Raw genomic sequence first — 18692 nt, 5'->3', positions numbered from 1 at the left:
GGAGCACCCACTGATCATGTCGAGAAGTCCGGCACAACGCATTCGGGAAGCCACGGCGCTCAGCGCCGAGACGGTCCGCCGCGAGGTCATCAGAGGCGGCGGCCGGGGCTCGAAATCCGCCTTTCTCAGTGGAAAAATCGGCGCATATCTGACCAAGCACAGCTCGCCACCGGACGAGGTCCTCGGCGACCTGTCGGCGCTCACCGCCGCGCTGCCCGAGGCGGAGATGCAGGTGCCGGCCGAGCAGGGCACCCTGCTGACCATCCTGACCGCCTCGATCGCCCCCCGTCGGGCCATCGAGGTCGGCACCTTCACCGGCTACTCGGCCCTGTGCATCGCCCGCGGTCTGCCGGCCGGCGGCCGGCTGCTCTGCCTCGACGTCAGCGACGAATGGACCGCGATCGCCCGCAGGCACTGGGATCGGGCCGGCGTATCCGACCGGATAGACCTCGTCCTCGGGCCGGCCGCCGACAGCCTCGCGAACCTCGCCGAGGAACCCACCTTCGACCTGGCCTTCGTCGACGCGGACAAGGTCTCCTATCAGCGTTACTACGACCTGCTTGTGCCCCGTATGAACCCCAACGGGGTCATCATCGTGGACAATGTTCTGCAATACGGTGCAGTCGTGCGCCCACGCTCGGAAAATCCGGCGGTGGTCGCCGTCCAGGAGTTCAACCGGCTGCTCGCCGCCGATTCCCGGGTACAAGTCGTGATGCTGCCGATCGCCGACGGACTCACCATCGCCCGCAAGCTGCCCTCCCCCCGCAGCGGCGACTAACGCGGGAAGCGGCCGGCCCGTGGCATGTCACACCGCGGCCCGCGGCCCCGTCCCTCCCCACAGGGGTCGCCGTTCGGGCGGCCCCGCCCGGGGCGGCAGGCCCCGGCCAGTCGGGAAGGGGATCGAGAGATGACCCAGCGGTTGAACGTGGCGGAGGTTGCGCCGGAGGGGTACCGGGCGATGCTCGGCCTGGAGCGCTACGTCCGGGAGAACGTCGACGACACGGTCCTTGAGCTGGTCAAACTGCGGGCTTCGATCATCAACGGCTGCTCGTTCTGCGTGGACATGCACAGCCGGGACGCCCTCGCGGCCGGGGAGTCCTCGCGCCGGCTGTTCGCGGTCGGGGCCTGGCGGGAGGCGCCGTTCTTCGACGAGCGCGAACGGGCGGCGCTCGCGCTCACCGACGAGGCCACCCGGCTCGGCCCGGACGGGGTGAGCGACGAGACCTGGGCACTGGTCACGAAGAGCTGGTCGGAGAAGGAGGCCGCGGACCTGATCCTCGCCATCGTGACCATCAACGCGTGGAACCGGATCGCGATCCCGAGTCGCCTGAGCCCGCCCATCGACGTCTGAGCCAGCCCGCCCGCGTCTGAGCCCACCCGCCGCGCCCGCGCAGCCGTGTCCCGCGAGATGCGGTGTTTGCGTCGCCGAAACAGCCGCGGGTGGCTGGTCGTCCTAGCGTGGCCGTCGGGCGTCCGGCGCAGGGCGAACCGCCACCGGGTGCGGTCGTCCGGCGCCGGGCGGCCCGGGACGCCGAGCACGGTCGACGGGCGGCTCACCAGGCGGGAGAGCCTCGCCGTCTGAATCTCCGGACGCCGTCACCTCCGGACGGCGTCACAGGGTGACGGAGGTGTCTCCTGGGTAGAGCGTCCAGCCGTCGCCCGCGCGCCCCCAGCCGCTGGACGCCCAGGCGCCGCCGTCGATGTTGAGCGTGACGCCCGTGATGTACTTCGCCCGGTCGGAGCTGAGGAACACCGCGGCGTCCCCGACCTCGTCGGCGTGGCCCTCCCGGCCGAGCGGGACGTAGCGCTCCACGTCGGACTGGCGCTGCGGCGCCAGCGGCGGCAGGTTGTCGGGGTCGACCGGGCCGGCGAAGATGCCGCGCATGCCGGCGGTGGCGGTGTGGTCGGGCGCCAGGGCGTTGACCCGGATCTGGTCCTCGCCGAGCTCCAGGGCCATCGTCCGGGTGAAGGAAATCATGCCGGCCTTGCAGGCGGCGTAGACGGCGTACAGCGGCGCCGCGCGCTGCCCCTCGATGCTGGTGATGTTGAGGATCGACCCGCCGGCACCGCCCGCGGCGATCAGCGGCGCGGCGGTCGACGTCGCCGCGATCATGCTGACCAGGTTGATGTCGATGTGCCGGCGCCAGCTGCGCTCGCTCTGCTTCAGGAAGCGGTTGGCCTTCACCCCGCCGGCGTTGTTGACGAGGATGTCGAGCCGGCCGAACTCCCCGTGCGCGGCGGTGATCGAGCCGGCCAGCGCCGCGGTGTCCATCACGTCGGTGGGCAGCGTCAGCGCCGTGCCGCCCGCCTTCTCGATGATCTCGCGCGTGCTCGCGGCCCGCTCCGGGTCGATCTCGACCAGCCCCACCGACACCCCGACGCGGGCCAGCGCCACCGCGATGGCCTGCCCGATGCCGGCCCCGGCGCCGGTGACCACCGCGGCCTTCCCGGCCAGGCCCAGCTCGAACGACTGCTCCGGGATCGCCTGCGTCATCGTCGCTGCTCCTCTGGCACGGCTGGACGGAATCTGGCGCTGCTAGACAGCAGCAACACCTGGTGAGACACCAAACCATCACGCACCGACCGGCGGCAACCGGACGCCGCCGTCGGCAGGCCAAGCCGGTAGGGGAACGTGCCCTCACCGTAGAGCCCGTCGCCGGCCGGCGTCCGATCATCGCCGGGGACGCTGTCCCGATCGCGCCGCAGGGGGCATCTCCCCTGGTCCGGGCGGTCAGCGCGCGACCGAACACCGCCACTCGATCTCACGTGGGGACCTGGGCCGAACACGGCCCGGATCCCGCCGACGCCGGGTGAGGCCGGACGGGCACGGGCTGTGAACGACACCATGAGGCCCGAAAAGCGGTCTTGGGGACGGGTTTTCACTATGCTTGCGCCGTCCAGCTACTACGACACGTAGAAGTGGAGCTGGCCGCCACTGGAGATCTCCCCGCGGCACCTCCCCACACCGTGCGGCGCCGCCATGTCCGAGTCCGGAGGTCATCCCATGCTGTCCGAACGTTCCGCCGCCGTCGTCGGAGCGACCGCGGGCGTGGTCGCCGAGCATGCCGTCGAGATCACCGCCGCGTTCTACCCGCGCCTGTTCGCCGCCCATCCCGAGCTGCTGAACCTGTTCAACCAGGGCAACCAGGCCACCGGCGAGCAGCGGCAGGCGCTGGCCGCGGCCATCGTCGCCTACGCCGGGCACCTGCTCGGTGGGTCGGGGTCGTCGTTCGCCCCGGTGCTGCGCCGCATCGCGCACAAGCACGTCTCGCTGGGGGTGCGGCCCGAGCAGTACACGATCGTCGGTCAGCACCTGCTCGCCGCGGTCGGCGAGGTGCTCGGCGACGCGGTGACCCGCGAGGTGCACGACGCCTGGGACGAGGTCTACTGGCTGTTCGCCACCGCACTCATCGCCGAGGAGGGGCGGATCTCCCAGCGCGTCGGCGCGGACCCGGATCACGTCTGGCGGCCCTGGCGGGTGACCGCGCGCACCGTGGCGACCGCCGAGGTAATCTCCTTCGACCTCGTGCCGACCGGCCCCGAGCCGCTGCCGACGTACCTGGCCGGCCAGTACATCTCCGTCGCGGTGGACCTGCCCGGCGGCGGACGGCAGGCCCGGCAGTACAGCCTGTCCCGGGCGCCGGGCGCCGGCAGCCTGCGGATCACCGTGCGCCGGGTGCCGGGCACCGCCGGCGCGCCCGCGGGCGTCGTCTCCTCCCATCTGCACGACCAGGTCAAGGTCGGCGACATCCTGGACGTGAGCCCGCCGACCGGCGACGTCACGCTCGCCACCGGCGCCGACCCGCTCGTGCTGATCAGCGCGGGCATCGGTGTCACCCCGATGATCGCGATGCTCGGCCACACGGCCCGGCTGCAGCCGGAACGCCCGGTCGTGGCCGTACACGCCGACCGCTCCCCCGACCACCACGCGCTGCGCTCCGAGATGCTCGAGATGGGCGCCCTCCTGCGGGACTTCCGCCTGCACACCTGGTACGAGTCCGGCACCGGCAGGCCGGCGGGCATCGGCACCGCGGCGGGCACCGGCGCCACCCCGGGCGCCGGCGGGGCGCGGGGCGAGTCCCGCCACACCGGCACGGTCGACCTCGACGCGGTTCCCCTGCCCGACGGTGCCCGCGCCTACCTGTGCGGACCGCTGCCGTTCCTGCGCGACGCGCGCGCGGGCCTGCTGCGCCGCGGCGTGCCCGCGCAGCGCATCCGCTACGAGGTCTTCGGCCCCGACCTGTGGGCCGGCTCCCCGACCTGACGGGACGTGCCCGGGTCCACGGACCTGCCGCGGACAGGCGCGCGGGATGGCGGCCGGCCGGGCCCGTCGGCCGGCCGTCGGCGGACGGGCCGCCGTCAGCGGTCGAAGGTCGCCCGGGCGGGTACCGCGAAGCCCAGCTCGGCGAGCCGGTCGGCGATGCGCCGCGGCGTCCAGCGGTAGCGCCAGGACGCGACGAGGACCTCGGCGCGGGAGAACGCCCGGTCGACATGCCGGCTCTGGTGATCGCGCAGGAGGTCGACGAGCGCGCCGTCGACACCGTCGATGAACGCCTCCCGGGCCGCGTCGACCAGCATCGGGACGTGACAGCCGAGCGCGGCCAGCCGGTCGGCGACCCGGCCCGGCGTCCACCGCAGGTAGCCGGCTGCGCCGATGACGTGGGCGAGCGGCACCGGCCCGCGACCGAGCCACGGCCCGCACCCGTCCAGCCGGGCACTGAGCAGCAGCACATCCCGCGCGGTCAGCCCCGTCAAGGCCGTCCCGTCCGGATCAAGGCGCGGATCAAGGCAGCGCACAGCGGTGTCAAGGCGGTCGTGGTCGACGCGCAGACCGAGGCCGGCGAAGGTCTGCGCGACCTCGCCGGGCGCCCGGCCGGTGAACTCGGCGACCCCGAGCGTCGTGGCGGACGACACCGGCGTCAGCTGCGGGTCGGCGGTGTCGGCGCGGTAGAACGCGACGGTCACCGCGGCCCGCTCGACGCGGTCCATCTCCTGCGTCCTGTCCGGCACTGCGAACCCGAGCCGGGCGTACCGTTCCCGCACCTCGGCGACGTCACAGCCGAGCACGCAGGCCGCGTGCAGCAGGTGCGCCCGCGGCAGCCGCCCGCCGGCCAGCCACGGCGACTCTCCGTTGAGATCACGGCTGAGCAACACTACATCCACTGCGTCGACGGCCGCCGGCCCCGCGTACCCGGTGGCGGCCTCGCGGCCGACGTCCGCCGTCGCGAAGCCCAGCCGGCGCAGCGTGTCGACGAGGTCCGCCGGGCGCCGACCAGTCAGCCCGGCGACGGCCAGGACATGCCCCGTCGGGACGGCTCCGTCGGTGAGCCACGGCGCCTGCCCGTCGACGTCCCGACTCAACAGGTCGAGGTCGAGGTCGTCGCCGGTCACGTCCACGTCGAGGTTGCGGTCCCACGGCACAACGCCGTCCGGCTCGACGGTCATGGCGTCCGGTCGCAATCCGAGGCCGCGCAGCCAGCGCGCGAGGTCCGATGGCGCACGGCCCGACAGTCGCGCGACGGCAAGTAGTCCCGCTCGGGTGGGCTCGGTCCAGATCCGCAGGGCACTCCAGTACTTCGCCGGACTCAGCAACGCGGTGAGAACCCGATCCTCCGCCGCGGTGAGGGCGGTCTCGGGTACCGGGCCGGCGCGGAAACCGAGGTCGCCGAGGCGACGCGCGGTCTCTCCCGGCGACCGGCCGGTCGCCGCCGCGACGCGCAGCAGATGGGCACTCGACACCGTTCCCGCCGGCAGCCACGGGCCGTCGAGACCGGCGTCGTGCGACAGCAGACGAACATCTTCGGTGGCCAGCGGCGAGGCGTCCCAACCGGTCGGATCGGGAACAGCGACGCCCAGATAGCGGACCCGCTCGGCAAGCTCGGCGGGACTGCGCCCGAGCCGCGCGGCGGCGGCCAGCAGCTGGGCGACCGGGAAGGCGTCGCCGCGGTCCCGCGCCAACGACAGCACGGCGCCGTCGAGACGGTAGCTGAACAGGACGGCGTCCTCCGGCTTCGACGCGAAACCGATGAGGTCGGGCGTAGCGATACCGACGCGGTCGAACAGCCCCGCCACCGACTCCGCCGGCAGGCCCAGCGTCCCGGCGAGCCCGAGCACGTCGACCAGGCCGACCCGGTCGCCATGGGCGAGACGCCGCAGCCCGGAACCGNCCCCGCCGATCAACATCCGCGCGTCCGCCAGGTCGGTGCCGGCGAGCTCCGCGACCGTGAAGCCAAGGCCGCGCAACTGCGTGATCACCTCCTCCGGAGGCGTGGCCGTCTGCTGCGCGGTGCGCAGCACCGCTATCCGGGAGACCGGCACCCCCGCCTGGCGGAAGTCCCGGGAGAAGTCGGCTTCGACCAGTTCAGGCTCGAAGGCGTCCACGGCCGCCGGCAGATGGCTGGTCCGCGCCGCGGGGAGACCGAGTGCGGCGAGCCGGCGCGCGACCTCGCGGGGAGAGCGCGCGGTCCGCACGGCTGCCAGCAGGACGAAGCCGACGGGCACCGGCCACCCGGCGAGTGCATCGCGGTCGTCCGCGTTGAACAGGAGAACGTCGTCCTGCTCGAACGGGGTGGCCGACACGCCGGACAGTACATGGGCGCGGTGCCCGAGAGTCCGCAGGCGGGCTGACAGCGCGTCGATCGTCAGGCCGGTGTGCAGCGCGGCGCGCAGCACGTGGGCCAGAGGGACCCGATCCCGCGACAGCCAGGGGGCCCGGCCGGTGAGATCGGTGCTGAGCAGGACGAGGTCGAGAGCGAGCAGGTCCACCTCACCCGTTCCGGCGGGGAAGATCTCCAGTCCCAGCTCCCGCAACCGACGGACGACCTCACCGAGCCCGAGGCCGAGGCTCTGCGCGGCGAGAACGGCGTGGCCCAGAGGCATCTGCGGCAGCAGCAACGGCTGGCCGCCGTCCAGTTCGGCGCTGAGGAGCACCAGGTCGCCGCGGGTGACGGCGGAGACGGTGGTGGCCTTGCCACTCCAGGAGCCGAGGCCGAGCGCGCCGATGCGCCGATGGATCTCGTCGGGAGGGCGGCGCAGCCGGCCGGCCAGAAACAGGACGACGCTCAGTTCGCGCGGCGGCTCCGCGAGGAGGAAGACGTTGAGCATGCCCGCCAGCACGAGGTCGCTCGGCACGGATCGGGACTCGGGCGGTGGTCCGGGCCTGGTGGCGGTCGCCCACACCGCGAGCCGACGGAAGACGAGGGCATCGGGGAGGTACCAGTACCCGGTGTTGATGTCCAGTTGCTGACGCGGCACCGTCGGCAGGAGCTCACCGTCGAGTGGAAAGCAACCGACCCGGTCCATCGGCACCGCCGCGCCGTCCGCGGTTGGCCAGGTCCGGGCGCCGCCGGCCAGCAGCGCGGCAAGGATGACATCCGCGACGAGGGGAAAGTGGCGTGCGAGGGACGACAGCCACTCGTACGTCAGCTCGAAGGCGCCGGCGGCGAGCAGCCGGGGCACCGCGGCCGCGAGCCGCTCGTCCACCGCCGGCTCGTCGACCAGCTCGCGGATCTCGTTGCGGTCGACCGACAGTTCGGGTGCGAGCCGGCCGGTGAGGTTGACGACGACGCCGAACACGATTTGGCCCACCCAGAGGCCGTCGGCCAGCAGCGCACCACGACCATTCGCCCACCAGACGCCCTCTCCCGCGGGCACGATCGGCGAGGTCCAACGGCGCGCCAGCCCATCCAGCGGCCCGACGTCGCCGACGGGAGCGAAGTCGGCCAGCTCGCCGGGGGACCAGTGGGCGCGGGCGACGCCCTCGGTGGCCTGCGTCTCGAACTCGGCGACCCAGAGGATGCGACGCAGCAGGTCGACGCAGGACACCGTGGCCTGGCCCGCCCCGCGGCTCAGATGCAGCCGCACGCTGGTCCCTGCGGCGGCGCCGGGCCCGAGGTTCTGGACCCGGAAGAGGTTTCCCGGGCCGGCGATGATGACCCGGAACCGGTCGCCGGGCCGGCCGTCCAGGCCGAGGCGGCAGGTCTCGATCGTGATCTCGTCGGCGATCATGAAGTAGGACAGCACGCCGACGCCGAAGCGGCTGTTCGGATGGAACTCGATCGGCGGGTCGCAGGACTTCCAGGCGACCATCTCCTCGATGACCTCGGGCAGATCCACCGACCGGGTTCCCGCCTCCGCGAAGACGTCGGTGAGCTCGCGCAGGCCCATCCCGATGCCGTTGTCGTGGCATTCGAGGTAGGCACCACCGTCCGGCTCGAAGCCCTGGGTGAAGCTGATCCGCCCGGTCCACGGGCTCACCCGCCCGGTGGTGCGGGCCAGATACTCCTCGCGGGCCCGGCGGTAGCGGCAGGCGTCGAGGGCGTTCTGGTAAAGCTCGCGGATCGCCAGGCCCCGGTTGGTGTAGAGCTGCTCGCCCATGAGCAGCTCCTGCACCTTGTCCTCGGCGAGCCGGAACTGGGCACCCGCCGAGCTGTAGGCGGGCTGCCCGTCGACCTCGACGGCGCGCACGGCGTCGGCGGTGGCATGGGTGGGCAGGTGGGCCAGCGCCGGTATCTCGCCGGTGACCCGATGGGCTTCGGCGAGCAGGCTGTCGAGCTCGGTGGTGTGCCGCTCCAGAGCGACCTGGACGGCCTGGTGCTGGCAGCGGGCGGACAGCGCCCGGCCGGACCGACCCCGATGCTGCCACTGCGCCTGGCGGATGGTCTCGCCCAGCACGCCGAGGTCGACCGGGTCGCCCACGCCGAGGTGCTCGACGATGACGTCCGGCAGTGCCGCGGGTTCGAGGGCCATCCGCTGGCCGATGGTCAGCAGGTAGCCGACGAACCGTTCCCGCAGGGTCATCTCGTCCCCGGTCGCGGGCGCGACCGTGACCAGATCGAGCAGCGCCGCGGCCTGGCCGGGCCGGTTCAGGTACGCGGGGTCGGCGCGCACCGCGGTGAGCAGGGCACTCGCCCGCGCGGCGGTGAAAACATCCCCGGCCGGCGTCTCGGGATCGACCCCGGCGAGCAGGCCGGCGAGCACCGGGCCGGTGTAGGACTCCGGACGCCGGGCCACCCAGCGGTGCGCGAGCCACCAGCCGATTGCCTCGGCCGCGCCGGTGTCTCCTGCCCGTCGGGCCCGGTCGATGCGGCGCAGCAGCCGAGGGTGCAGCCGGGTGAAGTTCTCGAACTCCGTCCGCTCGACGTCCCGTCCGGCCGTCCAGCCATCCCGGTCGGACCCGGCCGGGTGCGCGACGGACGCGCGTGCCACCAAGGTCGTCCAGAGGGCTTCGTGCAGGAACGGCACCGCGACCAGCAGGCCGGCCTCGGCAGGCGAAAGCGGTGGCGGGTCGACTGGCAGCCGCCTGACCAGGAACTCGATCCGCTTCATCAGTCGTAGCGCGAGCGTCTGGTCCAGCCAGGGATCGGCGTTCAGACCGGCTGCGGCGCGGTCGCGCCCGATACCCAGGCGGGCGACGAGGTCGATGGTCTGCGCGCGCAACTCTTCGGCGGCCGGGCCGTCCCCCATGAGGGTCCAGGCGGCGTGCCGATCGGCGGCGCGGCGCCAGGGATGCTCCGGGGATGCCGGCGAGCCGGCGGACGGGGCGGCCGGAAATGGCCGGAACTCGCGCGGGTCGCAGTACAGGACCAGTCGCAGCGCGCAGGGCGGCGATCCGACGCCGGCACCGCCCGGACTCGCCGAGCCGGCGACGCAGTCTGCGACCACGGCCGGGTCGATCACTCCCGCCGCTCCCGCCGCTCCCGCCGCGCCGGCCAGGCTGACCGGGCCGTCGGCCGCCGAGTCGGTCGGCCCGGCGAGGGCCAGGCGACGGCGCAGCGCCTCCTCAAGAATCCGCAGGTCGCCGGGGACAACGGGGCTGGCCAGGACATCCACCAGGGCCCGTAGCAGCGGCGACCGCACGCCCGGCGACCGCGTCTGCCGGATCAGGTACGCGACCTCGGTGCCCTCGGCCGCGGGCAGGCGCCCCTCCGCCCAGCCGTCCTCGGTCATGGCGGCGCGCACCTCGTCGTCGGCGAGGTCGGCGGCGGCGTCGACGATCACCAGCACGCGGCCGGCCGCGCTGCGGGAGATCGTGCGAGCCCAGTCCAGGGGCACGCACAGGTCCCAGAACGGCTGGTAGCCGAGGTCGGCGTCGGCGGGGACGAGGAAGTCGCGACCGTCGTGGTGGACCCCGTGGCCGGCCAGAACCAGCAGCAGCGTGTCATCGGGCGCCGCGTCGCGCAGGAAGGCATGGATCGCGGACTTGATCGCGCTGAGACCGAGCCGCGACCGGTCGTGGACGTCAGCCCGGTAGCCGACCCGCTCCAGTGACTCGGCCGTGGCATCCATGAGCGGCGCGAGCCACGGCAGTGGGGGCAGCCCTTCGTCGTCGTAACCGGGCACGCCGATGAGCAGTGCCCGGCACTCCCCCGGCGTCTCGGGCTCCGCGCGCATCGGCGGCGCCGTCTGGGAACCGCCGGACGCCTCCGCCCGCGCTCCGGCCGGCAGCCAGGACGGATCGTTGCGCGTGCGCTCCGCTGTAGCAGTCGGCGGCGCGGCAGACGCTGGCATGATCGACGGGCCGGTCAACGCGGTGGACGGGCCGTCCGGGAAACCGGGGAAGAACGGCGCACGGCGGGCGGTCGGGGCTTTCGGGGGGATGGGTCCGCCGCCCGGGAAATGCGGCTCGGCGGGGGGCTTCGCCCGGCCGGAGATCGCGGCCTGAACGGCATGGAGGAGGACGTCGCGGGCGCCGTGCGCGGCCAGGCCGAACAGGTCGACGGACACCCTCGAGCCGAGCACTCCGGGGCGCGCGCAGTTCTCGATCCGCACCGGGAGCAGGCGGCGGGCCGCGCCGTCCGGGTCGGCGACGAACGCGGCCTGCCACTCCTGCTCGCCGTATACCGACTCCAGGTAGGCGGCGGAGAGGACCGCCAGGGTGCGGGTGCTGTACCGGATGCCGTCCTGCATGGCGGCGGACCAGTTGGAACCCGCCACCATGTCCCAGGCCTGCACGAGCACCCGGAAGTCCGCGGCCTCCAACTGCCAGGCGATCCACTCCGCCCAGGCCCGGTCCCGCGCCGTATAGGAAATGAAGAAATCCCACCGGCCGTCGGTGTACGGCCGGTCCAGTCCCCCGGTAGCCATCCCCCGAATTGTGACACGTGGCATCAGACCGGTCGCCCCGCGCATACTGCCCAGCCTCGACGGGCCCCCGCCGGGCGGCGGCCGGCGCCCCGGAGACGGTGACGAAGCCGACGATCAGGGGGCCGGGAGATGCGTCAGGGCGTCGAGGAGGCGGTCAGGCCACGGGCAGGAAGGAGCGGAACGCGGTCGCGTCGCCGCCCAGGGTCGCGGCGCGCTGGGCGGCGATCTGGTCGTGCGGCTGGCCGAGGTCGACCCGGCTGACCTCGTCGAGGCGGCGGTACTGGGCCTCGTCGAGGCGGATGTCCAGCGCGGCGAGGTAGTCGTCGAGCTGCTCGATCGTGCGCGGGCCGATGATCGGGACGAGGGCGGTCGACGCGCGGGCGGCGTGCTCGCGCAGCCAGGCGGTGGCGACCCGGGCGGGCGGCACGCCGAGGTCGGCGGCGACGGCGAGCAGCGCGTCGACGACGGCGGTCTTGCGGGCCTCGTCCTCGACGTGGACGAGCCGGCCGAGGTCGGTCAGTCGGCCCGCGCTGCCGGTGCGGTACTTGCCGGTGAGCAGCCCGCCGCCGAGCGGGGACCACAGGGCGGCGCCCAGGCCCAGCGCCTGCGCCATCGGCAGGATCTCGCGGTCGGCGGTCCGTTCGACGAGGCTGTACTCGCACTGGACGGCCGTGAGGGGGGCGAGGCCGCGCAGCTCGGCCAGGGTCGCGGCCCGCGCCGAGCGCCAGGCCGGGAAGTTCGACAGTCCGCCGTAGAGGATCTTGCCGGCGCGAACCAGGTCGTCGAATCCGCGCATGATCTCCTCGACGGGGGTGACGGTGTCGGGGAAGTGCACCCACAGCAGGTCGAGGTAGTCGGTGCCGAGGCGGGCGAGGCTGCCCTCGACGGCGCGGGCCATGCTGCGCCGGCCGTTGCCGGTGCCGAGCACGCCGCCGTCGCCGGCCACGCCGAGGCTGAACTTCGTCGCAATGGTGAAGTGCGACCGGGTGCCGGCGAGCAGGCGGCCGAGGATCTCCTCGGACTCGCCGAACTGGTAGCTCTCCGCGGTGTCGAGGGCCGTCCCGCCGGCCTCGGCGAACCGGTCGAGGATCTTGCGCGCCTGCGCGGGCTCGGCGCCGCTGCCCCACCGGGTGCCGAAGTTGCCGGTGCCGAGCGCAAGCTCGCTGACGCGCAGGCCGGTGGCGCGGCCGAAGGTCGTGTGCTGCATGGGGTCCTCCCGGCGGCGGAACGCAGCGGGGACCGGCACGCCCACCAAAGTAGAACGATCGGTGTACTTCTGCGACGGTAGCAGGGCGCTCGACAGAAGTACAACGACCGGTCTACCTTGACGACATGTCGGACGATCGGGGCGAGGCCACGCCGGGTAGGCGAGGCGGGCGCGGCGCCCGGGAGCGGATCCTGCGGGCGGCGGACCGGCTCTTCTACGCCGAGGGCATCAACGCCACCGGCATGGAGCGGCTCACCGACGTCGCCCAGGTCTCCAAGCGGACCTTCTACCAGCACTTCCCCAGCAAGAACGCGTTGGTGGAGGAGTACCTGCACCGGCTGGACACGATCGCCGCGCCGCCGCGGGAGCGCGCCCTGGCCCGCGACGACCTGCTCCCCCGCGACCGCCTGCTCGCCCTGTTCGCCCTGTTCGCGGCCGACCCCGCGGGCCCCGCGACCGGCGAGGCGAGGCTACGGGGCTGCCCGTTCCACAACGCCGCGGTCGAGACCGCCGGGACGGTGCCGGCGGTCGAGCGGGCGGTGGTCCGGCACAAGGAGGCGTTCACGCGCCTGCTGACCGAGACCGCCCAGGCGGCCGGCGCCACCGATCCGGCCGCGCTCGGCCGTCAGCTCGCCGTCCTGTTCGAGGGCGCGACGGCGCTCGCGACCTCGCTCAACGATCCCGCGCCACTCGCCGACGCCAGGGCGGCCGCGGCCGTGCTCATCGACACCGCCCGCGCGCGACCGGAGCGGGCCGGCTGAGCCGGTCGAGCCGGTCGAGCCGGTCGAGGCGGACGGCCCCCTGCGCCAGCACGACCTCGCCGGGTGCCAGCGCGATGGGGGCGGGTTGCGGCCGGGGCTGCCACCCGGCGGCGAGCGCGTTGCCCCGGTCGGCGCCGGCCACTCAGCTCTGCTCGTACGGGTTGCTGGGGCCGGCTGGGACCGGCGCCGCGCCGGACCGATACGGGTCAGACCCCTTCGGGTCGTGAAGGGACACGGCGATATCACCCCGGCATCCTCAGTGCGAAACGGTGGTGAACCTATTGTTCGTCCTGGGGGATCCACACTGTCGGCATCGGTCCGGATCGGCATCGGTCCGGATCAGTGCACACCGCGCTGATTCCGGCCGCTGTTCCGGCGCGGCAGAGCCCGGTCTCGGGGCGGCGGATTCGATCGGTGGCGGGGAGCACGGCGCGGTCGAAACGGAATCGGCCTGGCGCTGACGGCGGGTGATATCGGTGGGGGCGCCGTCCGTGCGGTCGGGTGGCCGGAAACAGCCGGGAGGGCTGTCGATTCCNCCNCCCGGACGCCGACCCGCCGGTGCGGCCGCGTGGGGCACCGCCCGGATCGTCCCGGTCGGGACGAGCGACGCCCCGGGTTTTCCCCCTTGGGCCGGCCGACCGATGTTTGCCATGCTCGATGGACGCTGTGGGAAAGGTGACGGATGGGACAGCTGCCGGTCGGCAGAATGCTGGAGGTGACCCGCCGACACGACCGCTCCCCCGGCCGCGGCCGGCCGGCATGACCGCCGGCACGGAATGGGAGATTGACGGCGCCGACCTGCCGACCCTGGTGCTGCCGGACACCGACGGCCTCATCCTCGCCGGCCCGCCCGCCGCCCCGGCCGGCGAGGCGTGCGTCGAGGTCGACTTCCTGCCGGTGGAACCGGACGTGCTGCTGCGGGCCGCGGTGGACGCCGCCGCCTGGCCGCACGTCGGATCCGTCACCGTGCACCCGCGCCGGCATCCGCCGGCACGGACCCGGCTGGCGTTCTTCATCGGGCGCCAACTGCGGATCGAGCGGTCCGCAGCCGGCTGGAACTCCCCGGTGGTGACCCTCGGCGCCGCCCTGCGACCCGAGTCGGCCGGCGGGCAGGGGCTGCGCATGGTCGCCCACCACGCCCGGGTGCATGACGGTGGTGGCTGGAGCCGGCACACGCTGTGGGAGGTCATGGGGCTGCGCCAGTACGTAACCTGGCTCGACCGCCGGCCGGCGAGCAGGGGGATGGGTCGACCCGACCGCGCGTGAGCGGCGGCACCGACAGTGAGCGGCGGCACCGACAGTGAGCGGCGGCACCGACAGTGAGCGGTGGCGCGGCCAGTGAGCAGCGGCGGGCAGAGCCGGCAACGGCCTCGCGCCGCGGGGCGATTGTCACAGTGAGGAAGGGCATTCGCGGGTGTCCGGTCCGGTCTGCCCATGCTGAAATGCTCGGCATGGCGGCAGCGAGCACGATGGCCCGGCACCGGGAGCGTCACGGCGCGCAGCGGGCCGGCTGGCTGCGCGCGGCTGTCCTCGGCGCGAACGACGGGCTGGTGTCCACCTCCAGCCTCGTCGTCGGTGTGGCTGCAAGCGGCGCGTCGAGCGGCGCGATCCTCACCGCGGGCCTCGCCGGGCTGACGGCGGGGGCGCTGTCCATGGCCGCCGGCGAGTTCGTCTCGGTCAGCGCCCAGGCCGACATCGAGCGCGCCGACATCGCCCTGGAGCGGGCGGAGCTCGCGGCGAGCCCGGCGGCGGAGTTCGCGGAGCTGGTCGGCATCTACGAGCGCCGCGGCCTGCCGCGTGACCTGGCGGAGAAGGTCGCCGAGGAACTTACTGAGCGTGACGCCCTCGGCGCCCACCTGCGCGACGAGCTCGGCCACAACGAGATCAACGAGGCCCGGCCCCTGCAGGCGGCGTCGGCGTCGGCGGGTAGCTTCACCCTCGGCGCGCTGGTGCCGTTCATCGGGATGGCGGCGCCCGCGGGCACCGCCCGGCTCCTGCTCATCGTCGCGGTGACCGTGCTCGGCCTGGCGGTCGCGGGGGCGCTGGCGGCGCGCGCCGCGGGCACCGCGCTGCTGCGCCCCACGCTGCGCGTCGTGCTGGGCGGCTGCGTGGCGATGGCGGTGACCGCCCTGGTCGGCGTCCTTGCCGACGCCGCCGGCGGCTGAGAGCCGGGCCCCCGCCGGGTCACCAGCCAGCCTAGAGTCACGCGCCCGCCTGCAATCACGCGCCGTCGGGCGATCCCGGAATGCGGAAGGTGAAGACGCTGTCGTCGAAGGTGTTGTAGGCGGCGTAGTCGAGGAGTTCGTAGAGCCGGGATCGGTGTTGCATTCGGTCGAGGAGCCCGGTCTGGGTGCCGTCGGCGGCGAGGCGGCGCAGGCCGTCCTCGGCGGCGCCCATGGCGAGGCGTAGCAGGGTGACCGGGTAGATGACGACGTTGACCCCGACCGATTCCAACGTGGCGGCGGTGAGCAGCTCGCTCTTGCCGAACTCGGTCATGTTCGCGAGGATCGGCACGTCCACGGCCGCACGGACGGCTTCGAACTCGGCGGCATCCGCCAACCCCTCAGGAAAGATCATGTCGGCGCCGGCCTCGACGTAGACGCGGGCCCGCTCGATCGCGGCGTCGAGGCCCTCGACACCGCAGGCGTCGGTGCGGGCGCACAGGACGAAGTTCGGGTCGCGGCGGGCGACGACGGCCGCGTGGATCCGGCGGACCATCTCCTCGACCCGCACGACCGTCTTGCCGTCGAGGTGGCCGCAGCGCTTCGGATTGACCTGATCCTCGAGGTGGCAGCCCGCGAGCCCGGCGTCCTCGAGGACCTGGACACTGCGGGCGACGTTCATCGGCTCACCGAAGCCGGTGTCGGCGTCGACGAGCGTCGGCAGGTCGGTGACCCGGGCGATCTGCCCGGCCCGGCCGGCGACCTCGGTCAGCGTGGTCAGGCCGATGTCGGGCAGGGCCAGGTCCGCGGCCAGCACCGCGCCGGAGACGTAGACCCCGTCGAAGCCCAGCTCGGTGATGAGGACGGCGGTCAACGGATTGAACGCCCCGGGGAAACGCAGCAGCCGGCCCGACGCCAAAGCGGCGCGCAGCGCGGCCCGGCGGGCGTGGGGTGGGGTGCGGGCATGCAGCATCAGAAGATCCCCGCCGTCTCGCCGGTGGCCGGCGGCCGCTCGGGCACCAGGGTGAGCCCACCGAGCTCGTCCGGGGCGAGCTCGGGTAGGCGGACGGCGACGTCGAGGAAACGGTCCTGCTCCTCGGCGGACACCACGCCCTCGGTCAGCCGGCGGAACTTCGCGAGGTACTCCGCCCGTCCGAACGGCCGCGCGCCGAGCGGATGGGCGTCGGCGACGGCGATCTCGTCGATGACCGGGTCACCGTCGTCCCGTTCGACGACGACCCGACCGCCGAACGCCTTCTCCGCCGGGTCCGCCGCGTGGTAGCGGCGCGTCCACTCCTCATCCTCCACCGTGACGATCTTCCGCCACAGGGCCACGGTGTCCGGCCGCGCCGCCCGCTGCGGGGCGTAGGACCGCTCGTGATGCCAGTCGCCGTCCTGCAACGCCACCGCGACGATGTAGGGGATCGAGTGGTCGAGCGTCTCCCGGCTGGCCGTCGGCGAGTACTTCTCCGGGTCACCCGCACCCGAGCCGATCACCTGGTGGGTGTGGTGACTGGTGTGAATCGTGATCTTCCTGATGCGAGACAGGTCACCGAGGCGGGGGCCGAGCCGGCGGGCCAGATCGATCAGCGCCTGGCTCTGGTACTCGGCCGAATGCTCCTTGGTGTAGGTGTCGAGGATGGCGCGCCGGGCCTCGCCCGATCCGGGCAGCGACACGACATACCGGGCGCCCGGTCCGTCGAGCAGCCAGGCCACGAACCCGTCCTCACCCTCGTAGGCCGGTGACGGCGCACCCTGCCCGCGCATCGCCCGGTCGACCGCCTCGACGGCGAGCTTGCCGGCGAACGCCGGGGCGTACGCCTTCCAGCTCGAGATCTGCCCCTTGCGGGACTGTCGGGTCGTCGTCGTCGTGTGCAGCGCCTGCTGCACCGCCTGGTAGACGACCTCGGTGGACAGGCCGAGCAGCGACCCGAGACCGGCGGCGACCGACGGGCCGAGGTGCGCTATGTGGTCGATCCTGTGCTGGTGCAGGCAGATCCCACGGACCAGGGCGACCTGGATCTCGTAGCCGGTGACGATCCCCCGGACGAGGTCCCGGCCACCGAGACCGAGATGCTGCGCGGCGGCGAGGATCGGCGGGATGTTGTCACCGGGATGGGAGTAGTCGGCGGCGAGGAACGTGTCATGGAAGTCCAGCTCCCGCACCGCAACGCCGTTTGCCCACGCCGCCCACTCCGGCGACACCCGAACCTCGCGCGGCAGGCCGAACACCGTCGAGCCGACCCGCCCCGGCGCAGCCGGATGGCGCACCGCCTGATCGCGGGCGGCGGCAACCGGCGGACGGCGCAGCGACGCCGCCGCGACCCCGGCGTTGTCGATCACCCGATTGATCACCATCTCCGCGACCTCGGGCACCACCTCCACCGAGTCCGCCGCCACCGCGGCGATCTTCCAGGCAAGCTGGTCCGGCCGCTCCAACCGCTCGGCGCTGCGGTGTACCCGCACCTCGTGATCGATCATCCTGCGCGCCCCCGTCCTCCCCGTCGTGTTCCCCGTTCCCGGACGCCCGGGCAACAGCCGGCGTCCGGGAACGGGCCAGGGCTCAGCCGGCGGCGGTGGTCGGTGCGGGGGCGGTGGTCGGTGCGGGGGCGGGCCGGTCGGCTGCGGACGCGGCGGTCCGCGCCTGCCGGCGGGCCGGCGCGACGGCGAGGCGTTCGGCAAGCTGGCCGAAGGCGAGCGCGATCGTCGCCCAGAGGACGAGCTGGCTGACCACCGAGTAGAACCGGAACCGGAACAGCACGTCGGCGGGGAAACCCGGGTAGACGATCGTGCCGTTCGGGGCCGTGAGCGGCTGCGGGGTCTCGGTGGCGAAGTCACCGAACTCCGCCCGGTTCGCACCGAGATGCCCGTAGGCGGGCAGCAGGGCCATCGCGACGCCGACGAGCACCAGGAACACGACCCCCGCGACCAGGCTCGCGTTCCAGGTGCCGACGCGACCCGCCAGCCACCGGCCCACCACGACCGCGAGCCCCAACGCGACCACCGAGACCGCGACCATCGTCACGTACAGGGCGCTGCGGGCGCCGATCGTCTCCTCGTGCCCGATCGCCGGCGGGTTGGCCGGATACTTCGCGAACGGGACGAGGTAGAGACCGACGAAGCCGGCCCCGGCGAGCAGCGCGGCCAGCACCCTTGGCCGGATGTTCGGGTAGCGGCGCGAGACGATCAGGTAGACGACGACGAACAGGCCGCCCACCGCCAGCCCGAACAGCGCCATCCCTACGCCGATGCCCAGGTTGCGCTGCACCGAGCGGCTGAAGACCTCGCCGTGGTCGTGGGCGCCGGCGGTGAGACCCGCCGCGGCGTCCAGCGCCTCCTGCGCCTCGTGCCGCCCGTCCTCGTAGTCGATCGCCTCCTGGACGAGGGGCTCGGCGAAGATGCGGGCGAAGACGAACGCCAGCAGCCCGCCCAGCAGGCCGGCCCCCAGACCGCGGTAGATGTAGCGGAACTCCATCT

Annotated in this window: 14 protein-coding genes; 6 read left to right on the top strand and 8 right to left on the bottom strand. The window is 73.5% G+C overall.

What is annotated here, in order from left to right; translation table 11 throughout:
• The first annotated feature begins 16 nt into the window (after window positions 1-16).
• Together FF36_RS08570 and FF36_RS08565 are read left to right on the top strand one after the other, a co-directional pair.
• Complete coding sequence (locus FF36_RS08570; protein ID WP_082121774.1) at window positions 17-778, top strand: O-methyltransferase; 762 nt, start codon at window positions 17-19, stop codon at window positions 776-778.
• Between the two features lie 129 nt (window positions 779-907).
• Entirely contained in the window at window positions 908-1351 is a 444-nt protein-coding gene (locus tag FF36_RS08565; RefSeq protein WP_044884457.1) for a carboxymuconolactone decarboxylase family protein, read from the top strand.
• A gap of 261 nt (window positions 1352-1612) precedes the next feature.
• On the opposite strand, the gene FF36_RS08560 is transcribed toward FF36_RS08565, so the two are convergent.
• Window positions 1613-2494: an SDR family NAD(P)-dependent oxidoreductase gene (locus tag FF36_RS08560; protein ID WP_044884456.1), complete on the bottom strand. Its 882-nt coding sequence runs from the start codon at window positions 2492-2494 to the stop codon at window positions 1613-1615.
• Between the two features lie 510 nt (window positions 2495-3004).
• Here FF36_RS08560 and FF36_RS08555 point away from each other — a divergent pair.
• Window positions 3005-4264 carry a globin domain-containing protein gene (locus FF36_RS08555; RefSeq protein WP_044884455.1) on the top strand — a complete coding sequence of 420 codons (1260 nt, stop codon included), beginning with the start codon at window positions 3005-3007 and terminating at the stop codon, window positions 4262-4264.
• A gap of 95 nt (window positions 4265-4359) precedes the next feature.
• Here FF36_RS08555 and FF36_RS40710 read toward each other — a convergent pair whose 3' ends face one another.
• The 3 genes from FF36_RS40710 to FF36_RS08545 form a co-directional block, all read right to left on the bottom strand.
• Window positions 4360-6072: a wHTH domain-containing protein gene (locus FF36_RS40710; protein ID WP_422615081.1), complete on the bottom strand. Its 1713-nt coding sequence runs from the start codon at window positions 6070-6072 to the stop codon at window positions 4360-4362.
• Window positions 6073-6167: 95 nt separating this feature from the next.
• Window positions 6168-11085 (bottom strand): wHTH domain-containing protein (locus FF36_RS08550; RefSeq protein ID WP_242422383.1); only part of this gene is annotated, 4918 nt, incomplete at its 3' end.
• A 154-nt stretch (window positions 11086-11239) separates the two neighbouring features.
• A complete protein-coding gene (locus tag FF36_RS08545; protein WP_044884526.1) occupies window positions 11240-12292 on the bottom strand; it encodes an aldo/keto reductase in 1053 nt (350 codons plus the stop codon).
• Window positions 12293-12417: 125 nt separating this feature from the next.
• On the opposite strand from FF36_RS08545, the gene FF36_RS08540 reads away from it, so the two are divergent.
• Window positions 12418-13053 carry a TetR/AcrR family transcriptional regulator gene (locus FF36_RS08540; RefSeq protein ID WP_044884454.1) on the top strand — a complete coding sequence of 212 codons (636 nt, stop codon included), beginning with the start codon at window positions 12418-12420 and terminating at the stop codon, window positions 13051-13053.
• Here FF36_RS08540 and FF36_RS37460 read toward each other — a convergent pair.
• Entirely contained in the window at window positions 13013-13195 is a 183-nt protein-coding gene (locus tag FF36_RS37460) for a hypothetical protein (protein WP_044884453.1), read from the bottom strand. The genes FF36_RS08540 and FF36_RS37460 overlap by 41 nt on opposite strands.
• 617 nt (window positions 13196-13812) lie before the next feature.
• On the opposite strand from FF36_RS37460, the gene FF36_RS08530 reads away from it, so the two are divergent.
• Together FF36_RS08530 and FF36_RS08525 are read left to right on the top strand one after the other, a co-directional pair.
• Window positions 13813-14319 carry a hypothetical protein gene (locus FF36_RS08530; protein ID WP_044884452.1) on the top strand — a complete coding sequence of 169 codons (507 nt, stop codon included), beginning with the start codon at window positions 13813-13815 and terminating at the stop codon, window positions 14317-14319.
• 185 nt (window positions 14320-14504) lie between these two features.
• Window positions 14505-15218: a VIT1/CCC1 transporter family protein gene (locus FF36_RS08525; RefSeq protein WP_236705415.1), complete on the top strand. Its 714-nt coding sequence runs from the start codon at window positions 14505-14507 to the stop codon at window positions 15216-15218.
• Between the two features lie 55 nt (window positions 15219-15273).
• Here FF36_RS08525 and prpB read toward each other — a convergent pair whose 3' ends face one another.
• The 3 genes from prpB to FF36_RS08510 all read right to left on the bottom strand — a co-directional run bounded on the left by prpB (window position 15274) and on the right by FF36_RS08510 (window position 18690).
• Complete coding sequence (gene prpB / locus FF36_RS08520) at window positions 15274-16188, bottom strand: methylisocitrate lyase (protein WP_044884451.1); 915 nt, start codon at window positions 16186-16188, stop codon at window positions 15274-15276.
• Window positions 16188-17696 (bottom strand): MmgE/PrpD family protein, encoded by a 1509-nt coding sequence (locus FF36_RS08515; protein ID WP_044884450.1) that lies wholly within the window; start codon window positions 17694-17696, stop codon window positions 16188-16190. Before FF36_RS08515 ends, prpB begins: the two co-directional genes overlap by 1 nt.
• 82 nt (window positions 17697-17778) lie before the next feature.
• Entirely contained in the window at window positions 17779-18690 is a 912-nt protein-coding gene (locus tag FF36_RS08510; protein ID WP_044884449.1) for a CbtA family protein, read from the bottom strand.
• Window positions 18691-18692: the final 2 nt, after the last annotated feature.

This window comes from Frankia torreyi, from assembly GCF_000948395.1.
GTDB lineage: Bacteria > Actinomycetota > Actinomycetes > Frankiales > Frankiaceae > Frankia > Frankia torreyi.
Note: the sequence above shows the minus strand (reverse complement) of the source record. Positions and strands in the feature narration are given on the sequence as shown.

Excerpts from the sequence above, each read along its gene's own strand:
- FF36_RS08570 (WP_082121774.1), top strand. The coding sequence starts at position 17 with ATGTCGAGAAGTCCGGCACAACGCATTCGGGAAGCCACGGCGCTCAGC.
- prpB (WP_044884451.1), bottom strand. The coding sequence starts at position 16,188 with ATGCTGCATGCCCGCACCCCACCCCACGCCCGCCGGGCCGCGCTGCGC.
- FF36_RS08555 (WP_044884455.1), top strand. The coding sequence starts at position 3,005 with ATGCTGTCCGAACGTTCCGCCGCCGTCGTCGGAGCGACCGCGGGCGTG.
- FF36_RS08545 (WP_044884526.1), bottom strand. The coding sequence starts at position 12,292 with ATGCAGCACACGACCTTCGGCCGCGCCACCGGCCTGCGCGTCAGCGAG.
- FF36_RS08530 (WP_044884452.1), top strand. The coding sequence starts at position 13,813 with ATGACCGCCGGCACGGAATGGGAGATTGACGGCGCCGACCTGCCGACC.
- FF36_RS08525 (WP_236705415.1), top strand. The coding sequence starts at position 14,505 with ATGGCGGCAGCGAGCACGATGGCCCGGCACCGGGAGCGTCACGGCGCG.
- FF36_RS08540 (WP_044884454.1), top strand. The coding sequence starts at position 12,418 with ATGTCGGACGATCGGGGCGAGGCCACGCCGGGTAGGCGAGGCGGGCGC.
- FF36_RS08510 (WP_044884449.1), bottom strand. The coding sequence starts at position 18,690 with ATGGAGTTCCGCTACATCTACCGCGGTCTGGGGGCCGGCCTGCTGGGC.
- FF36_RS08565 (WP_044884457.1), top strand. The coding sequence starts at position 908 with ATGACCCAGCGGTTGAACGTGGCGGAGGTTGCGCCGGAGGGGTACCGG.
- FF36_RS08560 (WP_044884456.1), bottom strand. The coding sequence starts at position 2,494 with ATGACGCAGGCGATCCCGGAGCAGTCGTTCGAGCTGGGCCTGGCCGGG.
- FF36_RS08515 (WP_044884450.1), bottom strand. The coding sequence starts at position 17,696 with ATGATCGATCACGAGGTGCGGGTACACCGCAGCGCCGAGCGGTTGGAG.